This is a genomic window from Halorubrum sp. SD626R, from assembly GCF_001261915.1.
GTDB lineage: Archaea > Halobacteriota > Halobacteria > Halobacteriales > Haloferacaceae > Halorubrum.
Genome location: NZ_CVRT01000021.1, coordinates 14,535 through 39,140 on the forward strand (window position 1 = coordinate 14,535; position 24,606 = coordinate 39,140).

A 24,606-nucleotide genomic window follows, 5' to 3' on the forward strand; every position below is an offset into this window, starting at 1 on the left:
TCGTCGCGATCGCCGTCGCCGTCGAGTCGTGTCGCGTGCCGATACGCGGCTCGGCGCCGAACGGTCGACCGTGACGGGGTAGGCATAGTGGTAGTACTGTCCGTAGGTGGTACCGTGCGGGAACAGCCAACGAAAACCCGCTTAGATGCTCGTACACCCCGGTTGTTATAAAACCCTTCGCAAAGGGCAAACCCCTTTCCCGCCCCCGCCGTTCGCAATCGCATGCGCGTCACGCCCGAGACGGTCCGCGACGAGCGCGCGTGGGTGCGCGACCGCGCCTCGGTCATCGTTCCCCTCATCAACGAGACCCGCGAGCGGCTTGGAACGCTGTTCGAGACGGACGTGGACCCCGTGAGCCGCGCGGCGTATCGCGCCGAGGTCGACGCCGTCTTCGCCGACGGCGAGGTCGCGGTCAACGTGGCCGGCTGCGTCGCGCTCCTGCGCGACCTCGACGTCGCCGGCGACTACCCCGGCTTCGTCGTCGATGAGGTCCTCGGCCGCGAGCTCGCGGCGACGGTCGCCGGCGGTCGCCCGCTCTCGCTGCTCGCGGAGGCGACGTTCCACCTCGTGGACGTGCGCGTGAGCGAGGACGCGACCGCGCCGGGCGACGACGCCGGGACCGCCGGCGCCGACGACCTCGACGCCGCGCTCGCCGCGGGCTTCCAGACGCGGCTCCCGGGCTGGAAGTGGCGGGAGGGGGAGAGTCCGTTCGCGGTCGGGTCAGGGGACGACGGCTCGGGGCCCGGGAATCTGAACCCCGACGACTGATCTTACGACGTGAACTTCCGGACGAACTCGTAGCCGCGGTCGAGCAGCGCATCCGGGAGGAACCGCGCGAGCACGCCGACGCGGGCGGCCGTGCCCGGCTGGACCCGCGCCGGGGGCCGGGTCGCGCTCGCGGCGTCGTAGATCGCGCTCGCGACGAGCTCCGGTTCGACCGCGCCCGGGCCGCCGCCGCCGATCAGCTTCGCGTCCTCGAACATCGCGTAGAACTCCTCGTAAGCGCCGGAGCGATCGATGCCGGCGTCGGCCTCGTCGCCGTCGTCGGCCCCGTCGGCGCCGCCCGCGTCGCCGTCCGGATCGACGCCCGCCTCCTCTTGGGCGCGCTTCGAGAAGTTCGTCTTCACCGGCCCCGGCTCGACGACGACGACGTCGATCCCGTGCTCGGCGACCTCGTTGCGGAGCGCGTCCGACATCGCCTCGACCGCGAACTTCGAGCCGCAGTACACCCCGCCGCCGGGGAACGAGACGCGCCCCGCGACCGACGAGACGTTGACGATGGTGCCGTCGCGCTCGCGCCGCATCGCCGGCAACACCGCCCTGATCAGCCGATGCGGGCCGTACACGTTCACGTCGAACTGCTCGTGCACCTTCGCCGTCGACACGTCCTCGATCGGGCCGAACTGGCCGTACCCGGCGTTGTTGATCAGCGCGTCGATCGCGCCCTCCTCGTCTAAGATCCGCTCGACGACACGGTCGATGTCGGACCCGTCGGTGACGTCGAGCGTCGCGAGCTCGCAGCCCGCCTCGCCGAGCGCCTCGACGTCCGCGGGGTTCCGCGCGGTCGCGTACACGGTCCACCCCTCGTCGTTGAACGCGTGGGCCGCGGCGCGGCCGATACCCGAGGAACAGCCGGTGATGAGTACCGTCTTCTGCACGCGTCGTCGGTCGGCCCCCGTCGGCATAACTCTCCCGACCGGATGTCGCCGCGACGGGGCGAAAAAGAGCCGAGCAGCGGGCGCCTTACTCCTCGTCGGCGTCGGTCGCGTCGTCGTCTGCGTCCCCGTTCTCGGTCTCCGCGTCTCCGTCGGTCGCGAGCAGGTCGCGCTCGTCGAGGATCGACTCGATCTCCTCGTTCGACCGCTCGGTGTAGCCGTCGTCGTCGCCGACGGTGATCGTGGCGACGCCGACGCCGTCGGGCGCTAGCTCGCCGTCGTTCGACTGCGCGAGGGTGTCGAGCGCGAGCCCGACCGCCTCGTCGGTGGAGAGGCCCGCCTCGTACTCCTCCTCCAGGTAGTCGCGGAGGTCGCTCCGGTCGGAACCGATCGAGAGCGCCTGCCACTCGTAGGGGGTGCCGGAGGGGTCGGTCTCGAAGAGACGCGGCTCGCCGTCCTCGATCCCGCCGACGATCAGCGCGACGCCGAAGGGGCGCGCGCCGCCGACCTGCGTGTACTGCTGGATGTGGTCGGTGATGTTCTTCGTCAGCGTCTCGATGCCGACGGGCTCGCCGTAGCGGAGCTGGTTCACCTGCGCCTGCCGGCGCGCGAAGTCGATGAGCTGGCGGGCGTCGGCGACGTGGCCCGCGCTCGCGACGCCGACGTGGTCGTCGGCCTTGTGGAGCTTCTCGATGCTCGCCGGCTCCATCAGCGGGGAGCGGGCGCGCTTGTCGGCCGCGAGGACGACGCCGTCCTCGGCGCGGACGCCGACGCTCGCCGTCCCGCGTTTCACCGCCTCCCGGGCGTACTCGACCTGGTAGAGCCTGCCGTCGGGAGAGAAGATCGTGATTCCGCGGTCGTACGCCTGCTGTTGGGATTGTCCCTGCATGATATCACTCGATGTCGAACGCCGCCGCGCCGACGTAACCCGACTCGGTCCGCACGTCGCACGCGTCCTCGCGCACGACCGCGGGCCGCTCGGCGTCCCGGAACGCGACGTCTCGCTGTGTTGAATTAGCGCCCGCGCGACCCATATATCTTTCCTCACAGGCACGCACCGTCCCCGAGATCCCACGGACGTGGATCCCGACCGACTCGCCGTCGACCTCGCTCACGCAGGCGATCGCGGCGCGCGCCTCGGCGACGTGTCCGTGGCGGACCTTCACCACCGCCTCCCCGATCCCGTCGCCGTGCGAGAACGAGAGCAGCGTGAGGTCGGCGTCGGCGCTGCCGGCGTCGCCGAGCAGGTTGCCGGCGGCGTACCAGAGCGCGCGCTGGAACGCGCGGCGTCCGAGCTCGGCGTCGGGCCACGTCTCGATCCCGACCGCGACGTACCGCCAGCGCGGCCGGAGGTGTTTGGGGAGGTGTTTCATCGCGCTCGGTCTACTCCCCGTCCGCGCCGGCGGCGCCGGACTCGTCGCCGAGCCGCTCCGCGACGATCACGGCGACTTGGTCGTGGACACGCTCGACCGCGGTCACCGCGAACCCCTCCGCGGTGAACGCCTCGACGAGGGTGCCGACGGTGGCCGGATCGTCGACCTCGGGGCCGTAGAAGGGCGCCTCCGGGTCCGGATCCTCGAAGAAGGCCACGTCGCCGAGGACGATCCGGCGGGCGTCCGTGGCGGCCATCTCGCGGATCGCCTCGCGCTTCTCGTCGTCCGCGAGGTGGTGGAGCGCGAAGTTCGAGGTGACGATATCGATCCGCTGATCGGGGTCGACCCCGGGGTCGCGGAACTCGCCGTACGCGAACTCGACGTTGTCGAGGCCGCGCTCCTCCGCCTTACGGCGCCCCTCGTCCATCATCCCCTCGCTGATGTCGCGGGCGAGCACGCGCTCGGCGACCGGCGCGAGCGCCAGCGCGATGGCGCCCGTTCCGGCGCCCAAGTCGAGGACGACGTCGTCGGTGTTCGGGTCGGCGTAGTCGGTCACGAGGCTCGCGCAGGCGTGGTACTCCTCGCTCTTCGAGTCGTCGTACTCGGCTGCCTTCTCGGAGAAGCGCGCCGCGTGCTCCTCAACCGTCTTCTTCATGTCTCCCCAGTCGGACCCCCGGCTCTATGAAGCCCTCGGAGCGCCGCTCGCGGTTCCGCTCGGCGATCTCGCCCCACGCGCGGAGCCCCTCGCGGACCCACTCGGCGTCGAACCCGACGGCCTCGCCGACCGCGACCAGCTCCCGGGGCGCCCGGAGTCCGAGGTGCGACCGCGGGTTCGCGCTGACGACGTGGGGCGCGTCGTAGTAGGTGACTATCTCGCGGAGCTTCCGGAGGTCGGCGAGCGCCCGCACCCGCTTCCCGCCGGTCGCCCGGAGGACCGGACCGAGGTCGAACTCCACGTGGACGCCGTTGTCGCGGGCCGCCTTCGCGAGGACGTGGTTGAAATCTCCCGACCCCTCTGTCGGGCGTGCGAGCACGTCGACGCGCGGCTCCTCGACCGCGAACCGGTTGAGGCCGTCGTCGCCGCCGACGAGACAGACGACGGTGCGCTCCGACCGGTAGTTCCCGACCGCGCCCGACGCGCTCGTCGGGTCGTCGGCGTCGACCTCGACCGCGTCGACGACGTCGACCCCGTACTCGTCGCGGAGCCCGGCCGCTTCGTCCGATGGCTCGCCGGCCTCTCCGGCCGGGGCGAGCGCGTCCCGCGTGCGGACGACGATCCCGTCGTAGCCGCACCGCGCCGCCGTGGCGGCGTGGCGAGCGACGGTCGCGTCGCCGTCAGGGTGGGCGTGGACGGCCTCGTACATAGACACTCCTTTCGCGCCGGGCCGTATCGTCGTTGCGCTTTCGGCGCCGCTCTCGCTTCCCGTCTTCCCTCCCCTTTCGTGTCGTCGCTTCCGAGTCCAATTGCACCTCTCGCTTTCGGTCCGGGATCAGTCGTCGCCGGCAGACTCCTCCCGCTTCTTCCACTCCCGTCTCGGGTCCTCGCCGGTGAACCACGTCGCGATCCCGTCCGGGTCGTCCTCGCGGACGGCCCGACGCCGCCCCCACTCGACGGTCGCCTTCGCGAGCGCGGTCGGGAGGAGATACGGCAGGAGGACCGCTTCGGCACCGAAGGCGTCGGCGACGCGATTGAGCAGCCCGGGAGCGAGGGCCGCTTCGATCACAACGATCCCGACGGTGACCGGGATCACCGTCAGCATCCCGATGACGAAGTAAAAGAAGACGACGCGCTGGGCGGCCTCCACGACCATGTACGGCGACCGCTCCTCGTAGGCGCGCTCGGCAAAGAACTCCCGGTAGACCTCCGCCGCCTGCGCGCCGCAGACGCCGAGCGCCGCCAGCCCGACGGTGGGTGTGAGGTACGAGAGCGCGTCAAAACCGACCGGCGCAAGCGGGAACAGGAGGAAGGCGAACACCCCCAGCGACCGGGCGACGACGCGCGCGTTCCGGCGGTAGATCGGCGGGAGCCACGAGACGGGGCGGATCGGGTTCGGATCGCGTTCCCACACGTCGTCGCGCTCCGCGTCCTCGTCGTAGCCGGTGATGTAGAACGAGCGGTCCTCCAGCACGATCGGTCGCTCCGCGAACATCGCGGCGACGCCGTGAGCGAGCACCAGCGCGGCCACCTCGATCCAGTAGACGGCGAGCAGCTCCCCGACGCGCCAGTCGAACGCGACCACTCCGGCGAGCGGGAGGAGGTTCGTCGCGACCACGATCCCGAGGGCCCCGGGACCGGTCGGGTCGAGGGGGCGCGACGGGCCGGACTCGGTGTCGGGCGATCCGTCGGAGGGCATCGCCCGGTAGTGCGGACGGAGCGAGTATAAATCCGGCTTCGCGGGCGTCCGCTCCTGCGGTCGAGCGTCCCGAGTTCCGGTCTCTCGTCCGGCCGCAATCCCCAGCCGTCACCCCGGCCGTCCCCCGCGTCCGGCCGCCGCGCCGCCCGCGCCCCGACGCCCTTTTCATCCGCTCGCGGGAACCGGGGCGCATGAGCGCCGACTTAGAGGAGAAGACCGACCGGTACGAGCGCATGCTCGCCGACGCGCTGGCGGCCGCGGAGCCCCGGCCGCCGGCCGACACGCCCCTCGGTGAGGCGGCGGCCGACGTCGTCGAGATGGCGGAGTCGTACCTCGACGACGGGCGGCACTTCCGGGAGGACGACGACCCGGTGAACGCGCTCGCGTCCTACTCGTACGGCTACGGCTGGCTCGACGCCGGCGTCCGGCTGGGGCTGTTCGCCGTCCCCGACGACACCGAGCTGTTCACGACGTGAGCGTTTAGTATGTGAGCGTTCACAGCGTGTGGAGTGACGCAAGCGTGAGTGTCTGGTTGTCTGCAGTCGATCGAGTATGAATTGTTGCCGATGGGTCCGCGGTGAACACGTTCAAATCCCCAACCGCTCGGCTATATGTGATTGTTAGCGGATCGACGGAGAACACCTCCAAAGCCCCAGCCGGGAGGCGGACGCACGCTCGCTGCGCTCCTCAGTCGCTCACTCCGTTCGCTCCCTTCGGTGCTCGCGTCGCCTGGGCCCGCCTCCCGGCTGCCCCTTTGAGTCCCACCCGGCCGCAACCGCGCCGCAGCCTCACGCCTCCCCAGCCTCGCCGCGGCTGCCACAGGCAGCCGCGGGCTCCCTCGCGCGTGCTCCTCGCGCCCGGTGGGCGCTCGGAGGCACGCGCCACGGCACCGTTTATTAATAAGATCTCACGTGGCCGTCGCTCGGTGTTTATAAGTAACTCTCCGTTGAGGAGCCTCACTCGCCCCGCTCTCGCATGTCGGCCAGCACCCCGGCAGTCCCGTCCATGTACGCCTCGTCGAGGACAATGTCGGCCGCCTCGCGTGCGGTCGCGTCCGCGTTGGCGACCGCGTACGCCTCGCCGGCGACGCCGAACGTCGAGGCGTCGTTCTCGCTGTCGCCGACGGCGACGAACGCCTCGGGGGCGACGTCGAGCGCGTCGCCGACGCGCTGTAGGGCCGTTCCCTTGCTCACGTCGGGCGACTTGACGTGGTACGCGTAGCCCGTGTCGACGACCTCGACGCGCCCCTCGGCCGCCGCTGCGACCTCGCGGAGCAGCGCCTCGTCGGCGTCGGGCGACAGCGCCACCTCCGTCTCGCGCCAGCGGTTCACCGTGTCGCCGTCGCCCCAGCCGATCTCCCCGCCGCGCGCCTCGAACGCCTCGACGACGGCGCGGGGGGCCGCCGGGTCGCCGAGGATCGCCGTCTCGCCGTCGACGTGCGCGACCCCGCCGTTCTCGGCGATCACGGTCTCGGGCCGGCCGAGGAAGTGCGCCAGCGCGACCGGGAACGGGAACGCCTTCCCCGTCGCGAGGACGACCGGCGCGTCCCAGTCGGGCAGCAGTTCGAAGACGCGGGGATCGATCCGGCCGGTCGGCGTCGTCAGCGTTCCGTCGATGTCCAGCGCGAGGGGCGGGACCATACCGGCGGTGGGGCGGCCGGGCGCAACTGTCTTGCGCTCGGGCTCGGCGCGGGGTCGAGCGGTGATAAAGAGAGGCGTCCGCGGTCGTCGACCGCGGCGGCTTGGTCGATCGGGGCGGCTCAGACCGACCACGACGGCCGGTCGAACAGCTCCCGAAACACGAGCGTCGGGAACCGCGGGACGAGCCGGCTCGGCGGGCGGCCCTTCCCGTCGCTCCGGCGGACCGTCACCCGGTCGAGCAGGCCCGCGTCCGCGAGCTCGTAGAGCACCCGGCGCACGGTCGAGGCCGAGAGGTCGACGGCGGGCCGCGAGGCGATCGTCTCGGTCGCGGCGCTCACCGACTCGCGGTCCTCGTCCGGCAGGCTGACGAGCTCGTACAGCAGCCGGCGGCGGCTCTCGGAGAGCGCGAGGACGCGGCCGAGCGCCGCGCCGGGCCGCGGCACGTTCTCGATCCCCGCGTCGAGGTCGGCCGGCCGGACCGTCGAGGCCCCAGCCCGCTCCGCGCTGATCGCGGCGCCGGTGACCGCGGCGAGCGCGTCGTGGGCGTCGCCCTCGGCCCACTCGCCGACCTCGCGGATCTGGTCGTGGCTGATCGCGTCGCGGCCGAGCCCCGTCGAACACCGGCTCGTCAGCAACTCGACGAGCACGTGTCTCCGGTACGGCTCGAACGCGACGCGCTCGTCGGGCTCCCACTCGATCGCGTCGGGCGGGTCCCGGCCGAGACAGACGGGCGCGACGTGCCCGCTGAGGTCCGCGAGCCAGTCGACGACGGTCGTCGCGTCCGGCATCTCCGGCTCGTTGACATGGTCGACCGCGACGACCACGTCCGGCCCGGTGCGGACGGCGTCACGGAGCTCGTCGGCGAGCTCGTCGGTGCCGATCCCGTGCTCCGGGACCGGGTCGTCGCCGATCTCCGAGAGGACGTCGTGGTAGAGCCGGAACCGGGTCGAGCCGCGCCGCGCGTCGACGTAGACGAACCCCGGCAGGGTCGGCTCGACCGCCCGCGTCGTGGTCTGGATGGCCCGCCGCGGACCGCTGTGGGACGCGAGCCGATCGAACAGGGCCGAGACGACGGCCGACTTCCCGCTCCCCTTCGGCCCGTGCACGTAGGTGCTCGGCGGGAGCGACCCGGAGAACGCCGGGCTGAACGCGTCGAGCAGGCGCTCGAACACCGGTCCCCGACCGGTCGGGGACGCCACGTGCGAGACGGGGGAGACGGCGTCGAGGTCGACGAGGACGCCGGCGCCGGCGTCGTATCCCAGCCGGCGCTCGATCCGGTCGTCGATGTTCACGGTTGGGCCTCCACGGTGATCGGCCGAGAGCGATTCGGAACGGTCGCGAACCCCTGCGGCGTCCGGCTTCGGGTCGGCGGGCGTCCGCCGCCGGTCACCAGTGGTCGGGCTTGTACCGGTTGATGAGCACCGTCGAAATCACGAAGACGACCCCGCTGATGAGGCCGGTTATCAGTCCGACGGTGAGACGAACGCCGAGCGTTCCCTCTGAGGCGACCGCCATCACGACCGCGACGACCGCCATCACTACGAGGAGGTTCCGTCGGTCTCGCCGCCCGAAACTCAACCGATCCAACATACCACGTCATCCTCGCCGCGGTGTTTAAATACCTCACGTTCGGTCCGCGGTCGTCACGCCACGGTCGGGCGACCGCTCCCGCGGTCGTCGCCATCGAGCGAACGGTTCCCACCCGATGGAAACTTATACGACTATTCGGCGAGGTACGCTCGGTATGTCGAACGATCCGGCCGTGGAGACGCTGCACACGGTCGACGACCGAAGCAAAGTGGCCGCCGTCTTGGCGACACTGATCGCGTTCGGGGCGGGCATGCTCACCATCGGCGATATCGAGTTCGTCTCGATCCCCGCGGCCGCGGTCGGAGTCGGGGTCCGATTCGCGTCGGTGTGGTGGGGCGCCCGTGCCTTCGTCGAGGGCGATTCGGCGACGGTCGCCGAGCAGCCGACTGCCGGGAGCTACCATCATGGGGCGATCGGCATCGCGCTTGCGGCGGCCGGGGGACTCGCGCTGACCGCCCGGTACCTCGGCGGTGGGGTACCGGCGGTAGCCGTCGGCGCCCCGGTGGTCGCCGTCGGCGCGTTTCTGGCGCTCTCGATGCTGCTCCCCGACTGACGGTCGCACTCGCTCGCGGGCGGTCTCACACTGGTCGCTGCCCGGACGATTCCGACCGACCGCGGATGAGCGAAGTGCCATAATAAAATACTGCCGAGAGTGAGGACGCGTTAGATCCCCGTGCCGGGGATCCAGACGGCCCAGTTGAGCAGTCCGGCGATGACCATCAGTCCGAGCGTCAGCGTCCAGACCACGATGGCGGCCGCCGGCGGGTCGAAGTGCGTGTCGGAGTGCGCGTAGAACACGCGCTGAGACGCCTCACCGACGACGGCGGAGAACAGCCCGAAGACCGCGCCGAACAGCAGTGCCGGCGCGGCACCGAACGCGAGCGGCGCCGTCAGGTCGGCCGCCGAGAGGTCGGTGAGCATCAGGATCCCGCCCTCCCACGTCGAGAGGAACGCCGTCGCCCCCGCCAGCGTCATGTGGTGGGTGACCGGTATCCGGTCGACGCCGAGGTTCAGGAACAGCAGCGACGCCGCGCTGATCCCGAAGCCCGCGAAGACGGCGATAAGGCCGTGCCCGCCGCTGATCATGTTGTAGGTGATGACGCCGGCACCGAGACCGGTGAAGAATCCGATCGCGGCGACGTGCGACCACTTGTACATGTTCGGCAGCCACGGCTCGACGGCGAGCCGGTCCTCGCTGCTCTTCCCGCCGTCGCCCTTGACCTCGCCGGGCTCGCGCATCTCCTCGCGCTCGAACGGCCCCATGTCGAAGTAGCCGTTGGCCTTGTCGCTCACCTTGCCGACGATGCTGTACCCGAAGACGGCCCGGACGACGAGCGCGCTGATGACGATGCTAACCGGGATCGGGTCGACCGGCAGGGCGAGTTGGCGAGAGAGCTGTTCGATGAGGACGCCGAAGACGCCGAAGACGGCGCCGACGGCGAGGATGTCCGGTTTACTCCCGAGCGCGAAACCGATGTCCTTCGCGTTGTGGTAGTCGAAGCCGGACTCCATGTATCCCTTGTTCGCCGCGTACCCGGCGGCCGCGACACCGCCCGCGAAGGAGATGTGCGGACCGAACACCGGCCCGAAGCCGACGTCGACGCCGAAGCCGCCGCCGCCGAGCGACCCGCCGATCACGAGGAAGCCGGTGAAGATGAACGCCGGCAGCGCGCCGAGCGCCGCCCCGAACGCGCCCCCGGCGAGCGCGCCGAGGAGGATCCCCGGATTGGTGAGGCTCTGTACCACGTCGGTCGGCGCGCCGGGCTCGTACCCGACTTGCAGCACGGCGTCGGCCGCGACGGCCAGCTCCGGAACCAGTTCGACGCTCATCTACTCGTCCTCCTCGTCGTCCTGCGCCCAGTCTTTCGAGCGCTCGACCGCGTCGTCCCAACGGCTGTACAGCTTGTCGACCTCCGCCTGCTCCTTCTCGGGGCTGAACTCGCGGTCGACCTGCCAGTTGTCGCGCAGCTCGTCGACGTTGTCCCAGTAGCCGACGGCGAGCCCGGCAGCGTACGCCGAGCCGAGCGCGGTGGTCTCGTCGACCTCCGGTCGCGCGATGTCCGTCTGGATGATGTCCGACTGGAGCTGACAGAGGAAGTTGTTCTTGACCGCGCCGCCGTCGACGCGGAGCGTCGTCGTCTCCACGCCGGAGTCGGCCTCCATGGCCTCGGCAATGTCGCGGGTCTGATAAGCGATCGATTCGAGCGTCGCCCGAACGATGTGCTCCTTGCTCGTCCCGCGGGTCATCCCGACGATGGTCCCGCGGGCGCGGCCGTCCCAGTGCGGGGCGCCGAGCCCCGTGAACGCCGGGACCATGTAGACGCCGTCGGTCGAGTCGACCGACCGAGCCAGCTCGGCCGTCTGTGCGGCGTTGTTGATGAGGTCGACGTCCTCCAGCCACTCGATGGCGGCGCCGGTGATGAAGATCGAGCCCTCCAGCGCGTACTGGACGGGCTCGCCGGACATCTGGAACCCGACGGTCGTCAGCAGTCCGTGGTCGGATTTGACCGCCTCGTTGCCCGTGTTCATCAGGTAGAACGAGCCGGTGCCGTACGTGTTCTTCGCGTCGCCCTCGTCGAAGCAGGTCTGGCCGAACAGCGCGGCCTGCTGGTCGCCCAAGGCGCCGGCGACCGGGACCTCCTCGCCGAGGAAGCCGTCGGCGTCCGTGTGGCCGTAGTAGTCCTCGTCGGACGAGGGGCGTACCTCGGGGACCATCTCCTTCGGTACGTCGAACTCGTCTAGGAGTTCGTCGTCCCACTCCATCTCCCGGATGTTGTACAGCATCGTCCGGGAGGCGTTCGTGACGTCCGTGATGTGGTTGCCCGTCAGGTTGTAGATGAGCCACGAGTCGATCGTGCCCATGAGGAGTTCGCCGTCACGGGCCCGGTCGCGGAGGTCTCGACCGCGGGAGGCCGACATCTTGAGCGGCTCGGCGTTGTCGAGGATCCACTCGGTCTTGGTCGCGGAGAAGTACGCGTCACACTCCAGACCGGTCTTCTCGCGGATCTCCTCGACCTTGCCCGCTTCCTGGATCTCCTCGACGCGGTCCGTCGTCCGCCGGTCCTGCCACACGAGGGCGTTGTGGACCGGCTTGCCGGAGTCTTTGTCCCAGACGATCGTCGTCTCGCGCTGGTTGGTGATCCCGATCGCGTCGAGCTGATCCGCGTCCAGCCCCGCGTCCGCGAGGCCGTCGAGGACGACCTGTTGGGTGTTCTCCCAGATCTCGATCGGGTCGTGCTCGACCCATCCGGGGTTCGGGTAAATCTGTTCGTGCTGTTCGTAAGCGTTCGCGACGACCTGGCCCTCGTGGTCGAACACCATGAACCGGGTGCCGGTCGTCCCTTGGTCTATCGCACCGACGTACTGTGTCATGTTTTGGATCCCTCCTGTGGCGCTGGTCCGCACGCGTCGACGACGCCGATCCCGTCTCGGGCGCCCCCCGGACGAGACGGCTCCCGGCCGGACCGGGAGTCGGTTCCGCGAGGCGACCCTGCCCGAGAGACCGCGTCCGGCCCGCGCGCCGGCCGCACGGCCCGAGTTCGGGGGGCACCATCGTCGTCACCGCGGTATATCTTCACGGAAGCTACCACGCCGTTCGTGAACATAATGTACTACCATAATAATCTAACCCTTAAAATCCGCTTCTCAGCGCGATTGAAAAAGGGGATATATAAACAAATTGCTCCAACCAACGCTTACACCAGTTGAACGTCCCTGATAGTTATGCAAACCACCGGGGAGGGGGTAAAGTAAAGTGCACGGAGTCCGAGCGGCCGGATATGGACCAACAGGTGGACGTCGTGGTCGTCGGGGGCGGGTCGACCGGCTGCGGCGTCGTCAGGGACCTCGCGCGACGGGGGCTCGACGCGGTACTCGTCGAGAAGGGGAACCTGACGCACGGCACGACGGGACGGATGCACGGGCTCCTCCATAGCGGGGGCCGGTACGCGGTCTCCGACCAGAAGAGCGCGAAGGAGTGTATCGAGGAGAACCGGGTACTCCGCGACATCGCCGCCCACTGCGTCGAGGAGACGGGCGGGATGTTCGTCAAGCGCCCCGAGGACTCCGAGGAGTACTTCCAGGAGAAGCTGGAGGGGTGCCGGGCGTGCGACATCCCGGTCGAGGTGCTCGACGGCGAGGAGGCCCGCCGCCGCGAGCCGTACCTCGCGCGCGACGTCGAGAAGGCGATCGCGCTCCCGGACGGCGCGGTCGACCCCTTCCGGCTCTGCGTCTCCAACGCGGCCGACGCCCGCGAGCACGGCGCGCGGATCGAGACGCACGCCCCGGTGACGGACGTGCTCGTCGAGGACGGCGAGGTCGTCGGCGTCGAGATCGAACACGAGACCGGGCCGGGCAAGCGGGTCCACCGCGACCCCGGCGCGACCGAGGAGATCCGCGCGCGCCACGTCGTCAACGCGACCGGCGCGTGGGCCGGCAACGTCGGCGAGATGGCCGGCGTCGACGTCGAGGTCCGCCCCTCGAAGGGCGTGATGACGGTGATGAACACCCGCCAGGTCGACACCGTCATCAACCGATGCCGACCGAAGGGCGACGCCGACATCGTCGTCCCCCACGAGACGGCCTGCATCCTCGGCACGACCGACGAGGAGGTCGACGACCCCGAGGATTACCCCGAGGAGGAGTGGGAGGTCGACCTGATGATCGAGACGCTCTCCGAGCTCGTGCCCGCGCTGAAGGACGCCCGGACGCTGCGGTCGTTCTGGGGCGTCCGCCCCCTTTACGAGCCGCCGGGGACCGGCACCGAGGACCCGACCGACATCACGCGCGACTACTTCCTCCTGGACCACGGCGACCGCGACGACCTCCCCGGGATGACGACCATCGTCGGCGGGAAGCTCACCACCTACCGCATGATGGCCGAGTCGATCTCCGACCACGTCTGCGAGACGCTCGGCCACGAGGCGACCTGCGACACCGCGGAGGCGCCGCTCCCCGGGTCGGAGAGCGAGGCGCGGATGGCGGAGCTGATGGACGAGTTCGGACTCCGCTCGCCGGTCGCCCGCCGCTCGGGCCAGCGACTCGGCTCCCGCGCCGACGACGTGCTCGACGAGTACGACCCGAACCCGATCGTCTGTAACTGCGAGAGCGTCACGCGTGCCGAGGTCCAGGACGCGATCGGCGACGCGGGCAGCGATCTCAACGCGGTCCGCCTGCGGACCCGCGCCTCGATGGGGAACTGTCAGGGCGGGTTCTGCACCCACCGGATCGCCGCGGAGCTGGCACAGGAGTATCCGGAGCCCGTCGTCCGCGACGCGGAAGACGAGCTGTACCAGGAGCGCTGGAAGGGCCAGCGCCACGCGCTGTGGGGCGAGCAGCTCTCGCAGGCGATGCTGAACCACCTGCTGCACGCGACGACGATGAACCGTGACGGCGACCCGGCGAACCTCGATAGTGAGGTCGACTTCGGCGCGTTCGACGGCGGGGCGGAGGCGCCGGACGCCGCCGATACCGGCGGCGAGACCGGGACCGCCGCGGCCGACGGCGGCCGCGCAGCGGACGACGCGGTCACCGACGGAGGCCGCTGATGGCGATAGACAGCGACGTCCTCGTCGTCGGCGGCGGGCTGGCGGCGATCACGGCGGCGATCGCGGCCTCGCGCGAGGGCGCCGACGTGCGGCTCGTCTCCCACAAGTCGAGCACGCTCCGGCAGGCCTCCGGGCTGATCGACGCGCTCGGCTACGTCCCGGCGACGGAGCCCGCGACGCCGCTCCGCGAGGGGCCGCCGACCGCGGGCCGCGAGCTCGACCGCGACGAGTGGCCGGACCCCGAGGGGCCGCTCGCCGACCCCTTCGAGGGGATCGAGCGACTCCCCGAGACGCACCCCTACCGGATCGTCGGCGTCGACGCGCTCCGGGAGGGGCTCGCCCTGTTCGACGAGCTCGCGGGCGACGCCTACCGCGGCGGCCACACCGACCGCAACGCCCTCCTCCCCACCTTCGGCGGGAGCGTGAAGCCGACCGCGCGCTACCCGGCGGCCGCGGAGGCGGGGCTCGCGAGCGACGACCGGCCCGCGCTCATCGTCGGCTTCCGGTCGCTGACGGAGTACGACGCGCGGGCGTTCGCCGGCCGGCTGGACGCCGCCGGCGTCCCGTTCGATGCCGCCGGCGCGGAGGTCGAGTTCGCGGAGGCGTTCCGGGCCGACGCGAAGATAACTCGGCTCGCGAAGGCGCTCGACCACGACGAGGCGATCGACGGCGTCCCCGCCCGCGAGGCGCTGGCGAAGGCCGTCGCCCCGCACCTCCACGACGTGGTCGACGAGGCGGGCGGCGTCGACCGCGTCGAGCGCGTCGGCTTCCCGGCGTTCCTCGGCGACGACGAGGGCGACGAGGTGCGCGCCGAACTCGCGGACCGGCTCGGCGCCGACGTCTTCGAGATCCCGACGGGGCCGCCGAGCCTCCCCGGGCTCCGATTAGAGGATCGGCTGTTCGACGCGCTGGACGCCGAGGGCGTCCGGTTCGAGACGGGGAACCCCGTCGTCGGGATCGAGACCGAGGCCGACGGTCGGGTCGAGACCGTCGCCGTCAACCGCAAGGGGCGCGAGACGCCGTACGGCGCCGACGCGTTCGTGCTGGCGACGGGCGGGCTCGTCGGCAAGGGCCTCGACTCGGACCGCGAGGGCGTCCGCGAGCCCGTCTTCGACCTGCGCGTCGAGCAGCCGGCGGACCGCTACGAGTGGTTCGTCGACGACGCGTTCGGCGACCAGCCGTACGCGCGGTTCGGCGTGCGCCCCGACGAGCGCGGGCGTCCGCTCGACGGCGACGGGGAGGCACAGTACGCGAACGTCTTCGCGGCCGGCGGGGTCGTCGGCGGCGCCGACGTGGCGCGAGAGAAGTCCGCGAGCGGGGTGTCGCTCGCGACCGGCCTCGTGGCCGGGCGGCAGGCGGCGACGGAGGCGACCCAATGACACGAGATACAGCGGACGACACGGACGAGGCGGACGGAACGGGGGAAGAGCGCGACGACGGGCCCGAGGGGTGGGGAACGCCCAGCCCCGGGGTCCCGGAGGCCGGTCGCGACGAGCAGCCGTCGATATTCGTCCCCGACGAGGGGGAGGTGCCCGAGGGAGAGGCCGGCGACGCTCGCGGCGCGAGCGACCGCGCGGCCACCGACGGCGGCGTCGAGAGCGCGACCGGCGGCTCCGAGTCGACCGACCTCGACCCCGACGCGTACGATCCGGTCGACGTGTTCCCCGGCGGCGACCTCGACCTCCGCGAGGGGGCCGACTCCTGTTACAAGTGCACCAGCTGTGACACCTCCTGTCCGGTCGCCGAGGTCGACGACGAGTTCCCGGGGCCGAAGTTCCAGGGCCCGGAGCAGTGGCGGCTCAAGCGCAAGGACGACCACGACATCGACGAGTCGATCACCTCCTGTTCGAACTGCATGCGCTGTGACGACGCCTGCCCCTCCTCCGTGCCGCTCTCGCAGATGCACAACGAGGCGCGCGGGCAGTTCGTCGAAGAGCAGATGGAGAAGCTGTCGCTGGAGTACGTCCGCAACCGGATCTTAGCGAACTACCGCACCTCGGCGCGGCTGGCCAGCGTCTTCCCGCGCACCTCCTCGTTCGTGATGAACTTCGGGCCGGTCCGCTGGGCGATGGAGAAGACCCTGGGAATTCCGAAGGAGCGCGACTTCCCCGAGTTCGCCACGGAGACGTTCCGCGAGTGGTGGAAGGCTCGGGGCGGCGCGCAGGTGGAGAACCCGGACAAGCGGGTCGCGTACTTCCACGGCTGCTACTCCAACTACAACACCCCCGAGGTCGGCAAGGCGATGGTCTCCGTCTACGAGCACTTCGGCTACGAGGTGATGGTACCCCCCCAGAAGTGCTCCGGCACCCCGATGTTCGCGAACGGGATGCTGAAGGACGCCCGCCGCCACGCGGAGACGAACGTCGAGAGCCTGATCGAGGCCATCGGCGAGGGGGCCGACGTGATCGCCTCCTGTACCTCCTGCTCGATGTCGCTCCGCCAGGAGTACCCCGAGCTGTTCGACATCCACGGGATCGAGGACGTCTCCGAGCACACCTACGAGGCGCTGGAGTACCTCCGGATCAACGAGGACCTGGAGGGCGAGCTCGCGGGCACGGAGCTCGCCGACGATCGGGCGTTCGCCTACCACGCGCCGTGTCACGCCCGCAACCAGGGCCTCTCCCGGCAGGCCGTCGAGACGTTCCGCGACGTCGACGGCGTGACGATGGAGGACGTCGGCGACTCCTGTTCCGGCATCTCGGGGACCTACGGCTGGAAGGAGGAGAAGTACGAGAAGTCGATGAAGATCGGCGAGGAGATGTTCGAGCACATGGAGGACGCCGAGGGCGACGTGGGGATGACCGAGTGCCCCACCTGCGCGATGCAGATGGAACACGGCACCGGGTACGAGATCAAACACCCGCTCCAGCTGCTCGACGAGACCGTCGGCGCCTGACGGGTCGGCGCATCGAGCGCCGATCGTCCGAGGCGATCCGAAACGACTCGAAACCCGTTGACGTGACGCCGCTCCGTTTTTCAGATCGGATAATCACGGACGAACGCTTATTCGTCGGAGTTCCGCAGTCGGGGTACGTGACCCTCGCACAGCTCCTCGATCGATTCGACGGCGTCGAGCGATCCATCGTGGTCGTCAACCGCACCGACCCCGACCCCGTCCTCAACATGCTCGCCGACACGTTCGGCGAGGGCGCGGTAGACGTGACCGACGGGAGCCTCGCCGGCGACGGCGGCACCGGGTCCGGCCGCGCCGGCGCGCGTTCCGATCTCGCCGGGTCCCGGTCGGGCGGGGTCGCCGACGTCGCCGGCGGGGCCGGCCTCTCCGCCGAGCGGCTGACGATGCGCTCGGCGGACGCGGGCGAGGGGCCGGTGATCGACGTCGACGCGCTCCGGCGGAACGACGCGGTCCCGTTCGACGGCGACGACCCCGAGGCGGTGGAGAACCTCGCGCTGCTCGTCGAGGGCGACGAGGTCGTCGCCGGCTCGACGCTCGGCGAGCTCGGCGACGCCGTGCTGTTCGTGAACTCAGACCTGTACGTCACCGGCACCCGAACGCTGGAGGACGTCGACCTGCCGTCGGTGATACGCGGGCTCGACGACACGACGTTCACCCTCCGCGGGTACCCGGAGTCCAACCGACAGAAGCTCCTCCTCATCACCGTTTCCCGGTTCATCGAGCGCGTCGCGTGGATGGCCGGCGACGGGACGCTGCGGTCGTCGTTCCAGCGCCTCTCGCGGATAGACGACGAGGTCGGGACGCGGCGGGTGTACGAGAGCGTGGCCGACGCCGGCGTCGACACCCACCTGTACGGCGTGCCCGACGACCTGCCGCGCGGGCTCGACGCGGTCGTCCACGGCGGCGACGGTCCCGATTTCACCAACAGTTGGTTCGTCGTGTACCGACCGCCCGAGGGGCCGCACTCGGTCGGGGACGACACGGGAACGGACCTCGGGCGCGGCGTCGAGGGCGGCGTCGGGCTCCTCGCCGTCGAGGCCGAGCCGCGGGTCTGGCGCGGGACGTGGACGTTCGACGCGGCGCGCGTCCGCGCGATGAACCGGTATATCGAGCGGAACCTCTGACGGGACCCGTTACGCCGAGCGAGATCCGTAACCGGCTCCGCGGAGTCGGGCGAACTCCGCGGTCGGACCCCGGCGTCGTATTTAGATCTCTCGGCCCGAATCCAACCCATGAGTTCATATTCCCCGAGCGGTGACGGGCGACCATGTTCACCGAGCGGTCCGACCTCGTCGGCGACGACGACCCGATCCGCGGGTACGGCGTCGCGGTGACGCCGGGACGGGACGGACCGCTCGTCTTCGTCGCCGGCTACGGCGAGCCGAACCGGCTCTACGCCCGCGACGGCGACCGCCTCGTCGACACGGCCTGCGGCATCGTCGCCGACGGGACCCGCCACGGGATGGGCGTCTGCGCGGCCGACCTCGACGCCGACGGCTGCGAGGAGGTGTACGTCCACAACTGCACCAAAGGCGTCGACGGCGGCGGCGACCCGGACCTCCTCTTGAGCCGGCTCGAATCGGACGGCTACCGCTGGACCGACGTGTTCGCGCTCGACGTCAACGCGGACCGCTTCGACGTGCGCGCCGGCCGGTCCGTCGCCGCGCTCGACAGGCTGGGGACCGGCAGATACGGCGTCGCAGTCTCCGGGTACGCCGCGCCGCTCGCCTTCTACGAGCTGGGCGACGACGGCGAGGTCACCGACATGGCGGACGCCGTCGGGCTGGAGGTCGACGGCGGCTGCCGGTCCCTGCTCGCGGTCCCGCACTGCTCCGGGGCCGGCGACCTGTTCGCCGGCGTCGAACGCGGTCCGAACCGCCTGTTCCGGAACGAGAACGGTCATTACGACCCGACCGGCGGCGGTTCGCTGTCCGACCCCGCGGGCGACACTCGGGGGGCGGCCCTCGTCGACGAGGGCGGGCGGTTCGCGTTCGCCGTCGGCAACGAGGACGGGCCGAACCGCCTCCTCCGTCGCGGCTCGGGCGGCGGATTCGAGGACGTCGCGTCCCCGGCCCTCAGCGAGCCCGACCGCGTCCGGACCGTCGTCGCGGCCGACTTCGACAACGACGGCCGCGAGGAGCTGTTCTACAACGTCTCGGGCGAGCCGAACCGGCTCTACGAGCGGGTCGGCGGGGACGGGTCGGACGCGGGCGAGGACGCCTCCCGCTGGGAGCCCGTCGACCCCGGTCCCGCCGCCGAGCCGGACGGCTTCGGCACGGGCGCGGTGGCGGCCGACCTCGACGGCGACGGCGTCTTGGAACTCCTCGTCGTCCACGGCGAGGTCGCCGCCCAGCCGGTCGCGGTCTACGACGTCCCGGACGCCGCCGACGCCGGGTGGCTCCGCGTCCGGCCGACGACTCGCCACGGGGCCCCCGCCCGCGGCGCCGTCGTCAGGCTGGAGACGACCGCCGGGATCCAGCGCCGCACCGTCGACGCCGGCGGCGGCTGCCTCTGTCAGACCGAGCCGGTCGCGCACTTCGGGCTCGGCGGGGCGGCGCCGCGGCGGGTCGTCGTTCGGTGGCCGGACGGCCGCGAGCGGATCCTCTCCGACCCCGCGCCCGACGCGGAGATCGCGGTCGAACACCCCTCGGAGCGGCGGTCGCCGTCGAGCGGGGGACGCCGCCGCCGCGGCGACCGGCCGGTCGGGCGATAGCCGACACCGCGGCGATCCCTCCCGATCGCCCGGCCAGAACTGCCGCCCCTCGCAGGTTCAAGTGTCCGGGGGTGTAGGGACGGGTATGGTAGACCCGACTTCCGACCTCGAGGAGGACGTCGACGAGGAGTCCGCGCCGCGCTGTGCGACCTGTGGGGAGCCGGCGCTGGGCGTCGGCCGTCGAACCGTCACGTGGGTCGACGGCGTCGACGTCGAACACCGACACTTCTGCTCGCAGACCTGTCGCGACGACTGGGCGGACGAACGGCCCGAGGCGGGCGGCTGATCCGGGAGACGACGGCGCGGACCCCGCGCGGGAGGCTTTTTCAGTACGGGGGTGGTATCCGGAGGTATGATATCGCTCGACGAGGCCGTGACGGCCCGACTGGAGTCGCACGGCGAACGGTTCGAGGTGCTGATCGACCCGGACGCGGCGCTCGCGATGAAGCGCGGGGAGTTCGAGGGCGACCTGGAGGACGTGATCGCCGCGGAGGACGTGTTCGAGAACGCCTCGCGCGGCGACCGGCCGGCGGAGGAGGACTTAGAGACCGTGTTCGGCACGACGGACGCGCTGGAGATCATCCCCGAGGTCGTCGAGCGCGGGGAGATCCAGATCACCGCCGAACAGCGCGAGGAGATGCAGGAGCGGAAGCACAACCAGCTCGTCACCACCATCACGCGCAACGCGGTGAACCCGCAGATGGACGACTCGCCGCACCCGCCCGAGCGCATCGAACGCGCGCTGGAGGAGGCGGGGTTCCAGATCGACCCGATGGAGCCGGTCGAGAACCAGGTCGACGACGCGCTGGAGGCGCTCCGGCCCGTCATCCCGATCCGGTTCGAGGAGGTGACGATGGCGGTCCAGCTCCCCGCGGACTACGCGGGCTCCGGACAGGCGCAGATCCGCGAGTTCGGCGATCTGGAGCGCGAGGAGTGGCAGAACGACGGCTCGTGGGTGGGCGTGCTCACCTTCCCGGCCGGCCTCCAGAACGACCTGTACGACCTCGTCAACGAGATCACCTCCGGCGAGGGCGACGCCCGCGTCATCAAGGACAAGGACGAGCTGCGGACGCGGTAGGACGTGCACGTCGCGGTCGACGCCGGACTCGTCGCGCTCCCGGCTTCCTTCTGACGGGTCGCCATACGTGCCGCGGCCGAGAGCTTCATACCCCGCCGCGAGCCTCCTTCCTCCATGCACGAGCGCGCGGCGGAGTTCGCGGCACGGGCGCGGGACCGATACGGCGCTGACCTCGAAGTCCTGGAGTTCGACGCCGGCACGGAGACGGCGGCCGCGGCGGCCGACGCCGTCGGCTGCGACACCGCGGCGATCGCCTCCACGATCGTGGTGTCGCTCTCGGGCGGCGACGCCGAGGCCGACGGCGACGCCGAAGGGGACGACGACGCCGACCGCCTGGTCGCCGCGATCACCAGCGGCGCGAACCGGCTCAACCTCGACGCGGTCGCGGCCAACTTCGGCGCGGCCGACGCCGCGATGGCGGACCCGGCGCGCGTCCGCGAGACCGTTGGCTGGAGCATCGGCGGCGTGCCCCCGCTGTGTCACGACGCCGCGCTCCCGACCGTCTTCGACCCGACGCTCGCCGGCTACGACACCGTCTACGGCGCGGCGGGGACGCCGAGCGCCGTGTTCGCGATCGACCCCGACCGGCTCGCGTCGCTGGCGGAGGCCACGACCGTCGACCTCACCGAGTGAGCGGGACGGCGGTCCCGGTCGCCGATCCCGCCGGTCGACGACGTCCGCGGTTAGTAATCGACCCCGCTCTCCTCGGCCTCAGTTATTAAATCCGAGTTGTGAAGTAACAACTCTTTTCTATTAACAGGCGATAGAGTCGGGTATGACTCACTCACGTCGGTCGGTGTTGCGTGGCGGGGCGGGCCTGCTGGCGGCCGGCGCGTCGACCTCGCTCGCCGGCTGTTCGGGCGCCGCGGGCGGCGGCTCCGGCGATTCCGAGGGGTTCGACGGCGGGTACGCCGCCTTCTTCACCCTCAACGACTGGGCCAACGAGGTCGTCGGCGACCGCGCGAGCTTCGAGAGCCCCGTCGAGGTCGGCCGCCTCGGTCACGGCTGGACGCCGGACGGGACCCTCGCCGCGGACGTCGCCTCGACGGACGCCTTCGTCTACCTCGACAGCCCCGAGTTCGCGTGGGCGCAGGACCTCGCCGCGACGCTCGAGGCCGACTACGACTCCGTCGCGGTCGTCGACGCGCTCGCCGACGTCGAGGGCGACCTGCTCGCGTGGGACCACTCGCACGAGGGCGAAGGGGAGGAGGACGGACACGACGGGGATGGGGAGAACCACGAAGGGGAAGAGGGCGGCCACGACGACCGCCAACACGACCCCCACGTCTGGGTCGACCCGGTGCTCGCGGCGCGGATGGTCGAGACCGTCGCGACGGGCCTCGGCGAGGCGGACCCCGAGAACGCCGAGGCCTACGCCGACAACGCGGCCGCGTACGCCGCGGAGCTCGACGCGGTCGACACCGCCTTCGAGTCGATCGCCGAGCGCGCCGAGCGCGACGTGGCGGTCATCGCGGGCCACAACTCCTTCCAGTACCTGGAGGCGCGCTACGGGTTCCGGCTCCACTCGCCGGTCGGCGTCTCGCCGCAGAACGAGCCGAGCCAGAGCCAGATCGCCGACACCATCGAGATCGTGAACGCCGAGGGGATCGACGCGGTCCTCTACGACCGCTTCGAGTCGCCGCGGCTCGCCGAGACGATCGTCGAGAACAGCGACGCGACGGCGACGGTGCCCGTCAGCCCGGCCGGCGGGACGACAGAGGAGTGGAACGAGGCCGGCTACGGCTACCTCGAACAGATGACTGAGATCAACGTCCCCGCTTTCGAGCGGGCGTTCGGGGCGCAGTGAGCCGGCGTCTCGACCGTCCCGCCGGCGGTGACGGCCCCCGGCCCGAGCGCGGAGTAAAAGGGCTAAACGTTCGGCCGACCCAGAGGGGGGACACGCAGTGACAGACATCGTCAACCTCGACGGCGTGACGTTCGCCTACGGCGACACCGTCGCCGAGAGCGACGTCTCTCTGACGGTCGAAGCGGGCGACTTCCTCGGGCTCGTCGGCCCGAACGGGTCCGGGAAGACGACCCTGCTCCACCTCATGCTCGGGCTTCACGAGCCCGACGCGGGCTCGGTCGAGCTGTTCGGCCGCCCCGTCGACGAGTTCGACGACGGCGGGCGGATCGGCTACGTCTCCCAGCAGGCGACGAGCCGCGGCGGGGCGATGCCCGTCACGGTCCGCGAGTGCGTCACCATGGGCCGCTTCGCGCACGCCGGCCGGGGGCGGCTCTCCGAGGCCGACCGCGGCGCCGTCGTCGACGCCATCGAGACGGTCGGAATCGGTGACCTCGCCGACCGGCTCGTCACCGAGCTGTCGGGCGGCCAGAAGCAGCGCGCGTACATCGCCCGGGCCTTGGCGAGCGACGCCGACCTCCTCGCGCTCGACGAGCCGACCGTAGGGGTCGACGCCGAGTCGCGCGACGCGTTCTACGCCCTCTTGGACGAACTGAACGACGACGGGATTACCATCATCCTCATCGAGCACGACATCGGCGTCGTCACCGACCGCGCGAACCGCATCGCCTGTATCAACACCGAGCTGTACCACCACGGCGACACCGAGTCGTTCGTCGAGAGCGACGCGCTCTCCGAGGCGTACGGCGCGACCGGACAGGTCGTTCACCACCACCACTGATGGGCGGGAGCACGGCGACTGACGGCGAGAGGGAAGGAGAATCGAGCCGAAACGCGGCCGCGACTCCCGACCGCGGGCTCCGCCGGACGGCCGAACTCGTCGCGCTCGGGCTCACGGGGGTCGTCGCGGTCGGCATGCTCGGATTTCTCCTCCTCTACTGGACGCAGGACCTCCCGGTCGCGAGCGACCTGTACGCGGGGTTCCGCGCGCTCGGCCGGGGGATGGACGCCGCCTTCGGCACGAACGTGTTCCGGCACCCGATCATGTGGCAGTCGATGGCGGTCGGGGTGCTCGTCGGCGTCGTCGCCCCGCTCGTCGGCTCGTTCCTCGTCCACCGGGAGATGGCGCTGATCGGCGAGACGCTCGCGCACACGGCGTTCGCGGGAGTCGCGATCGGGATCCTCGTCAACGCGTCGACCGGGTGGGAGAGTTCGCTCCTGCTCGTCGCGCTCGCCGTCGCGATCGCGGGGGCGCTCGCCGTCCAGTGGCTCACCGAGCGCACCGACGCCTACGGCGACGTCCCCATCGCGATCATGCTCAGCGGGAGCTTCGCGGTCGGCACCCTGATCGTGAGCTACGGGCGCGGGCTGACCGCCATCAACATCGAGGGGTACCTGTTCGGGAACCTCGCGGTCGTCACGGCCGAGGGCGCGCGGCTGATGGGCGCCCTCTCGCTGCTCGTCGTCGCCGGCGTCGCGCTCACCTACAAACAGCTCCTCTTCATCACCTTCGACGAGCAGGCGGCGCGGGTCGCCCAGCTCAACGTCACCGGTTACAACACGCTGCTCGTGGTGTTGACCGCGGTCGTCGTCGTCGGCGCGATGCAGGTGCTCGGCGTCATCCTCGTCGCCGCGATGCTCGTCGTCCCCGTCGCGGCCGCCTCGCAGGTCGCGCGGAGCTTCCGCGAGACGACGTACCTCGGCGTGATCTTCGGCCAGCTCTCCGTGCTCGGCGGCTTCGCCGTCTCGATCGGGCTCGGCCTCCCCTCCGGCGGCTCGATCGTCGTGACCGCGATCGCGGTGTACCTCGCGAGCATCGCACTCTCGGGCTTCTCGGTGACGGCGATCTCAGCGCACGGGTAGCCCGAATCGGGAAGGA

General features: G+C 71.0%; 25 protein-coding genes. 14 read left to right on the forward strand and 11 right to left on the reverse strand.

The window, feature by feature from the left end; genetic code table 11:
• The first annotated feature begins 222 nt into the window (after window positions 1-222).
• Window positions 223-768: a DUF7984 family protein gene (locus SD626R_RS01285; protein ID WP_092562389.1), complete on the forward strand. Its 546-nt coding sequence runs from the start codon at window positions 223-225 to the stop codon at window positions 766-768.
• A gap of 2 nt (window positions 769-770) precedes the next feature.
• On the opposite strand, the gene SD626R_RS01290 is transcribed toward SD626R_RS01285, so the two are convergent.
• The 6 genes from SD626R_RS01290 to SD626R_RS01315 form a co-directional block, all read right to left on the reverse strand.
• Window positions 771-1,685 carry an SDR family oxidoreductase gene (locus SD626R_RS01290; protein WP_092562392.1) on the reverse strand — a complete coding sequence of 305 codons (915 nt, stop codon included), beginning with the start codon at window positions 1,683-1,685 and terminating at the stop codon, window positions 771-773.
• Window positions 1,686-1,743: 58 nt separating this feature from the next.
• On the reverse strand, window positions 1,744-2,544 hold the full coding sequence (psmA, locus tag SD626R_RS01295; RefSeq protein WP_092562395.1) for an archaeal proteasome endopeptidase complex subunit alpha: 801 nt from the start codon (window positions 2,542-2,544) through the stop codon (window positions 1,744-1,746).
• A gap of 4 nt (window positions 2,545-2,548) precedes the next feature.
• Window positions 2,549-3,028 carry an Rpp14/Pop5 family protein gene (locus SD626R_RS01300; RefSeq protein WP_092562398.1) on the reverse strand — a complete coding sequence of 160 codons (480 nt, stop codon included), beginning with the start codon at window positions 3,026-3,028 and terminating at the stop codon, window positions 2,549-2,551.
• A 10-nt stretch (window positions 3,029-3,038) separates the two neighbouring features.
• Window positions 3,039-3,683, reverse strand: a complete 645-nt coding sequence (locus tag SD626R_RS01305; protein ID WP_092562401.1) for a class I SAM-dependent methyltransferase — start codon at window positions 3,681-3,683, stop codon at window positions 3,039-3,041.
• Window positions 3,667-4,392 carry an RNase P subunit p30 family protein gene (locus tag SD626R_RS01310; protein WP_092562404.1) on the reverse strand — a complete coding sequence of 242 codons (726 nt, stop codon included), beginning with the start codon at window positions 4,390-4,392 and terminating at the stop codon, window positions 3,667-3,669. Before SD626R_RS01310 ends, SD626R_RS01305 begins: the two co-directional genes overlap by 17 nt.
• 126 nt (window positions 4,393-4,518) lie before the next feature.
• Window positions 4,519-5,382 carry a DUF6498-containing protein gene (locus SD626R_RS01315; RefSeq protein ID WP_092562407.1) on the reverse strand — a complete coding sequence of 288 codons (864 nt, stop codon included), beginning with the start codon at window positions 5,380-5,382 and terminating at the stop codon, window positions 4,519-4,521.
• Between the two features lie 191 nt (window positions 5,383-5,573).
• Between SD626R_RS01315 and SD626R_RS01320 the strand changes: the two genes are divergently transcribed.
• A complete protein-coding gene (locus SD626R_RS01320) occupies window positions 5,574-5,858 on the forward strand; it encodes a DUF357 domain-containing protein (protein WP_092562410.1) in 285 nt (94 codons plus the stop codon).
• A gap of 480 nt (window positions 5,859-6,338) precedes the next feature.
• Here SD626R_RS01320 and SD626R_RS01325 read toward each other — a convergent pair whose 3' ends face one another.
• From SD626R_RS01325 to SD626R_RS01335, 3 genes are all read right to left on the reverse strand, one after another.
• The gene (locus SD626R_RS01325) at window positions 6,339-7,022 is read right to left on the reverse strand and encodes an HAD-IIB family hydrolase (RefSeq protein ID WP_092562413.1); all 684 of its coding nucleotides are present in this window, start codon (window positions 7,020-7,022) and stop codon (window positions 6,339-6,341) included.
• Window positions 7,023-7,141: 119 nt separating this feature from the next.
• On the reverse strand, window positions 7,142-8,314 hold the full coding sequence (locus SD626R_RS01330; protein ID WP_092562416.1) for a Cdc6/Cdc18 family protein: 1,173 nt from the start codon (window positions 8,312-8,314) through the stop codon (window positions 7,142-7,144).
• 94 nt (window positions 8,315-8,408) lie between these two features.
• Window positions 8,409-8,612: a hypothetical protein gene (locus tag SD626R_RS01335; RefSeq protein WP_092562419.1), complete on the reverse strand. Its 204-nt coding sequence runs from the start codon at window positions 8,610-8,612 to the stop codon at window positions 8,409-8,411.
• A gap of 154 nt (window positions 8,613-8,766) precedes the next feature.
• On the opposite strand from SD626R_RS01335, the gene SD626R_RS01340 reads away from it, so the two are divergent.
• A complete protein-coding gene (locus SD626R_RS01340) occupies window positions 8,767-9,165 on the forward strand; it encodes a hypothetical protein (RefSeq protein WP_092562422.1) in 399 nt (132 codons plus the stop codon).
• Window positions 9,166-9,275: 110 nt separating this feature from the next.
• Here the strand turns inward: SD626R_RS01340 and SD626R_RS01345 are convergent, their stop codons facing one another.
• Both SD626R_RS01345 and glpK read right to left on the reverse strand, forming a co-directional pair.
• The gene (locus tag SD626R_RS01345) at window positions 9,276-10,442 is read right to left on the reverse strand and encodes a DUF7973 family transport facilitator (protein ID WP_092562425.1); all 1,167 of its coding nucleotides are present in this window, start codon (window positions 10,440-10,442) and stop codon (window positions 9,276-9,278) included.
• Window positions 10,443-11,984: a glycerol kinase GlpK gene (glpK, locus tag SD626R_RS01350; protein ID WP_092562428.1), complete on the reverse strand. Its 1,542-nt coding sequence runs from the start codon at window positions 11,982-11,984 to the stop codon at window positions 10,443-10,445.
• Window positions 11,985-12,391: 407 nt separating this feature from the next.
• On the opposite strand from glpK, the gene glpA reads away from it, so the two are divergent.
• From glpA to SD626R_RS01405, 11 genes are all read left to right on the forward strand, one after another.
• A complete protein-coding gene (gene glpA, locus SD626R_RS01355) occupies window positions 12,392-14,158 on the forward strand; it encodes an anaerobic glycerol-3-phosphate dehydrogenase subunit GlpA (protein WP_092562431.1) in 1,767 nt (588 codons plus the stop codon).
• A complete protein-coding gene (glpB, locus tag SD626R_RS01360; protein ID WP_092562434.1) occupies window positions 14,158-15,537 on the forward strand; it encodes a glycerol-3-phosphate dehydrogenase subunit GlpB in 1,380 nt (459 codons plus the stop codon). The genes glpA and glpB overlap by 1 nt, the downstream gene beginning before the upstream one ends.
• Window positions 15,534-17,054, forward strand: a complete 1,521-nt coding sequence (locus SD626R_RS01365) for an anaerobic glycerol-3-phosphate dehydrogenase subunit C (protein WP_092562437.1) — start codon at window positions 15,534-15,536, stop codon at window positions 17,052-17,054. The genes glpB and SD626R_RS01365 overlap by 4 nt, the downstream gene beginning before the upstream one ends.
• Before the next feature lie 137 nt (window positions 17,055-17,191).
• Window positions 17,192-18,196: a hypothetical protein gene (locus SD626R_RS01370; protein WP_092562440.1), complete on the forward strand. Its 1,005-nt coding sequence runs from the start codon at window positions 17,192-17,194 to the stop codon at window positions 18,194-18,196.
• Between the two features lie 143 nt (window positions 18,197-18,339).
• Complete coding sequence (locus tag SD626R_RS01375; protein WP_092562443.1) at window positions 18,340-19,785, forward strand: CRTAC1 family protein; 1,446 nt, start codon at window positions 18,340-18,342, stop codon at window positions 19,783-19,785.
• 85 nt (window positions 19,786-19,870) lie between these two features.
• Window positions 19,871-20,071 (forward strand): DUF7576 family protein, encoded by a 201-nt coding sequence (locus tag SD626R_RS01380; RefSeq protein ID WP_092562446.1) that lies wholly within the window; start codon window positions 19,871-19,873, stop codon window positions 20,069-20,071.
• A 66-nt stretch (window positions 20,072-20,137) separates the two neighbouring features.
• Window positions 20,138-20,863 carry a ribosome assembly factor SBDS gene (locus SD626R_RS01385; RefSeq protein WP_092562449.1) on the forward strand — a complete coding sequence of 242 codons (726 nt, stop codon included), beginning with the start codon at window positions 20,138-20,140 and terminating at the stop codon, window positions 20,861-20,863.
• A gap of 114 nt (window positions 20,864-20,977) precedes the next feature.
• Window positions 20,978-21,496, forward strand: a complete 519-nt coding sequence (locus SD626R_RS01390) for a YbaK/EbsC family protein (RefSeq protein WP_092562452.1) — start codon at window positions 20,978-20,980, stop codon at window positions 21,494-21,496.
• Window positions 21,497-21,638: 142 nt separating this feature from the next.
• Window positions 21,639-22,670 (forward strand): metal ABC transporter substrate-binding protein, encoded by a 1,032-nt coding sequence (locus tag SD626R_RS01395; RefSeq protein WP_092562455.1) that lies wholly within the window; start codon window positions 21,639-21,641, stop codon window positions 22,668-22,670.
• Window positions 22,671-22,767: 97 nt separating this feature from the next.
• Window positions 22,768-23,508 carry a metal ABC transporter ATP-binding protein gene (locus SD626R_RS01400; RefSeq protein ID WP_092562458.1) on the forward strand — a complete coding sequence of 247 codons (741 nt, stop codon included), beginning with the start codon at window positions 22,768-22,770 and terminating at the stop codon, window positions 23,506-23,508.
• A complete protein-coding gene (locus SD626R_RS01405; protein ID WP_092562461.1) occupies window positions 23,508-24,590 on the forward strand; it encodes a metal ABC transporter permease in 1,083 nt (360 codons plus the stop codon). The genes SD626R_RS01400 and SD626R_RS01405 overlap by 1 nt, the downstream gene beginning before the upstream one ends.
• Window positions 24,591-24,606: the final 16 nt, after the last annotated feature.

Bases quoted from the DNA above. Each gene is read 5' to 3' on its own strand.
- SD626R_RS01305 (WP_092562401.1), bottom strand. From the start codon at position 3,683: ATGAAGAAGACGGTTGAGGAGCACGCGGCGCGCTTCTCCGAGAAGGCA.
- SD626R_RS01375 (WP_092562443.1), top strand. From the start codon at position 18,340: ATGTTCACCGAGCGGTCCGACCTCGTCGGCGACGACGACCCGATCCGC.
- glpK (WP_092562428.1), bottom strand. From the start codon at position 11,984: ATGACACAGTACGTCGGTGCGATAGACCAAGGGACGACCGGCACCCGG.
- SD626R_RS01285 (WP_092562389.1), top strand. From the start codon at position 223: ATGCGCGTCACGCCCGAGACGGTCCGCGACGAGCGCGCGTGGGTGCGC.
- SD626R_RS01300 (WP_092562398.1), bottom strand. From the start codon at position 3,028: ATGAAACACCTCCCCAAACACCTCCGGCCGCGCTGGCGGTACGTCGCG.
- glpB (WP_092562434.1), top strand. From the start codon at position 14,158: ATGGCGATAGACAGCGACGTCCTCGTCGTCGGCGGCGGGCTGGCGGCG.
- SD626R_RS01395 (WP_092562455.1), top strand. From the start codon at position 21,639: ATGACTCACTCACGTCGGTCGGTGTTGCGTGGCGGGGCGGGCCTGCTG.
- SD626R_RS01315 (WP_092562407.1), bottom strand. From the start codon at position 5,382: ATGCCCTCCGACGGATCGCCCGACACCGAGTCCGGCCCGTCGCGCCCC.
- SD626R_RS01385 (WP_092562449.1), top strand. From the start codon at position 20,138: ATGATATCGCTCGACGAGGCCGTGACGGCCCGACTGGAGTCGCACGGC.
- glpA (WP_092562431.1), top strand. From the start codon at position 12,392: ATGGACCAACAGGTGGACGTCGTGGTCGTCGGGGGCGGGTCGACCGGC.
- SD626R_RS01340 (WP_092562422.1), top strand. From the start codon at position 8,767: ATGTCGAACGATCCGGCCGTGGAGACGCTGCACACGGTCGACGACCGA.
- SD626R_RS01380 (WP_092562446.1), top strand. From the start codon at position 19,871: ATGGTAGACCCGACTTCCGACCTCGAGGAGGACGTCGACGAGGAGTCC.
- SD626R_RS01335 (WP_092562419.1), bottom strand. From the start codon at position 8,612: ATGTTGGATCGGTTGAGTTTCGGGCGGCGAGACCGACGGAACCTCCTC.
- SD626R_RS01390 (WP_092562452.1), top strand. From the start codon at position 20,978: ATGCACGAGCGCGCGGCGGAGTTCGCGGCACGGGCGCGGGACCGATAC.
- SD626R_RS01325 (WP_092562413.1), bottom strand. From the start codon at position 7,022: ATGGTCCCGCCCCTCGCGCTGGACATCGACGGAACGCTGACGACGCCG.
- SD626R_RS01310 (WP_092562404.1), bottom strand. From the start codon at position 4,392: ATGTACGAGGCCGTCCACGCCCACCCTGACGGCGACGCGACCGTCGCT.
- SD626R_RS01345 (WP_092562425.1), bottom strand. From the start codon at position 10,442: ATGAGCGTCGAACTGGTTCCGGAGCTGGCCGTCGCGGCCGACGCCGTG.
- SD626R_RS01320 (WP_092562410.1), top strand. From the start codon at position 5,574: ATGAGCGCCGACTTAGAGGAGAAGACCGACCGGTACGAGCGCATGCTC.
- psmA (WP_092562395.1), bottom strand. From the start codon at position 2,544: ATGCAGGGACAATCCCAACAGCAGGCGTACGACCGCGGAATCACGATC.
- SD626R_RS01290 (WP_092562392.1), bottom strand. From the start codon at position 1,685: ATGCCGACGGGGGCCGACCGACGACGCGTGCAGAAGACGGTACTCATC.
- SD626R_RS01405 (WP_092562461.1), top strand. From the start codon at position 23,508: ATGGGCGGGAGCACGGCGACTGACGGCGAGAGGGAAGGAGAATCGAGC.
- SD626R_RS01365 (WP_092562437.1), top strand. From the start codon at position 15,534: ATGACACGAGATACAGCGGACGACACGGACGAGGCGGACGGAACGGGG.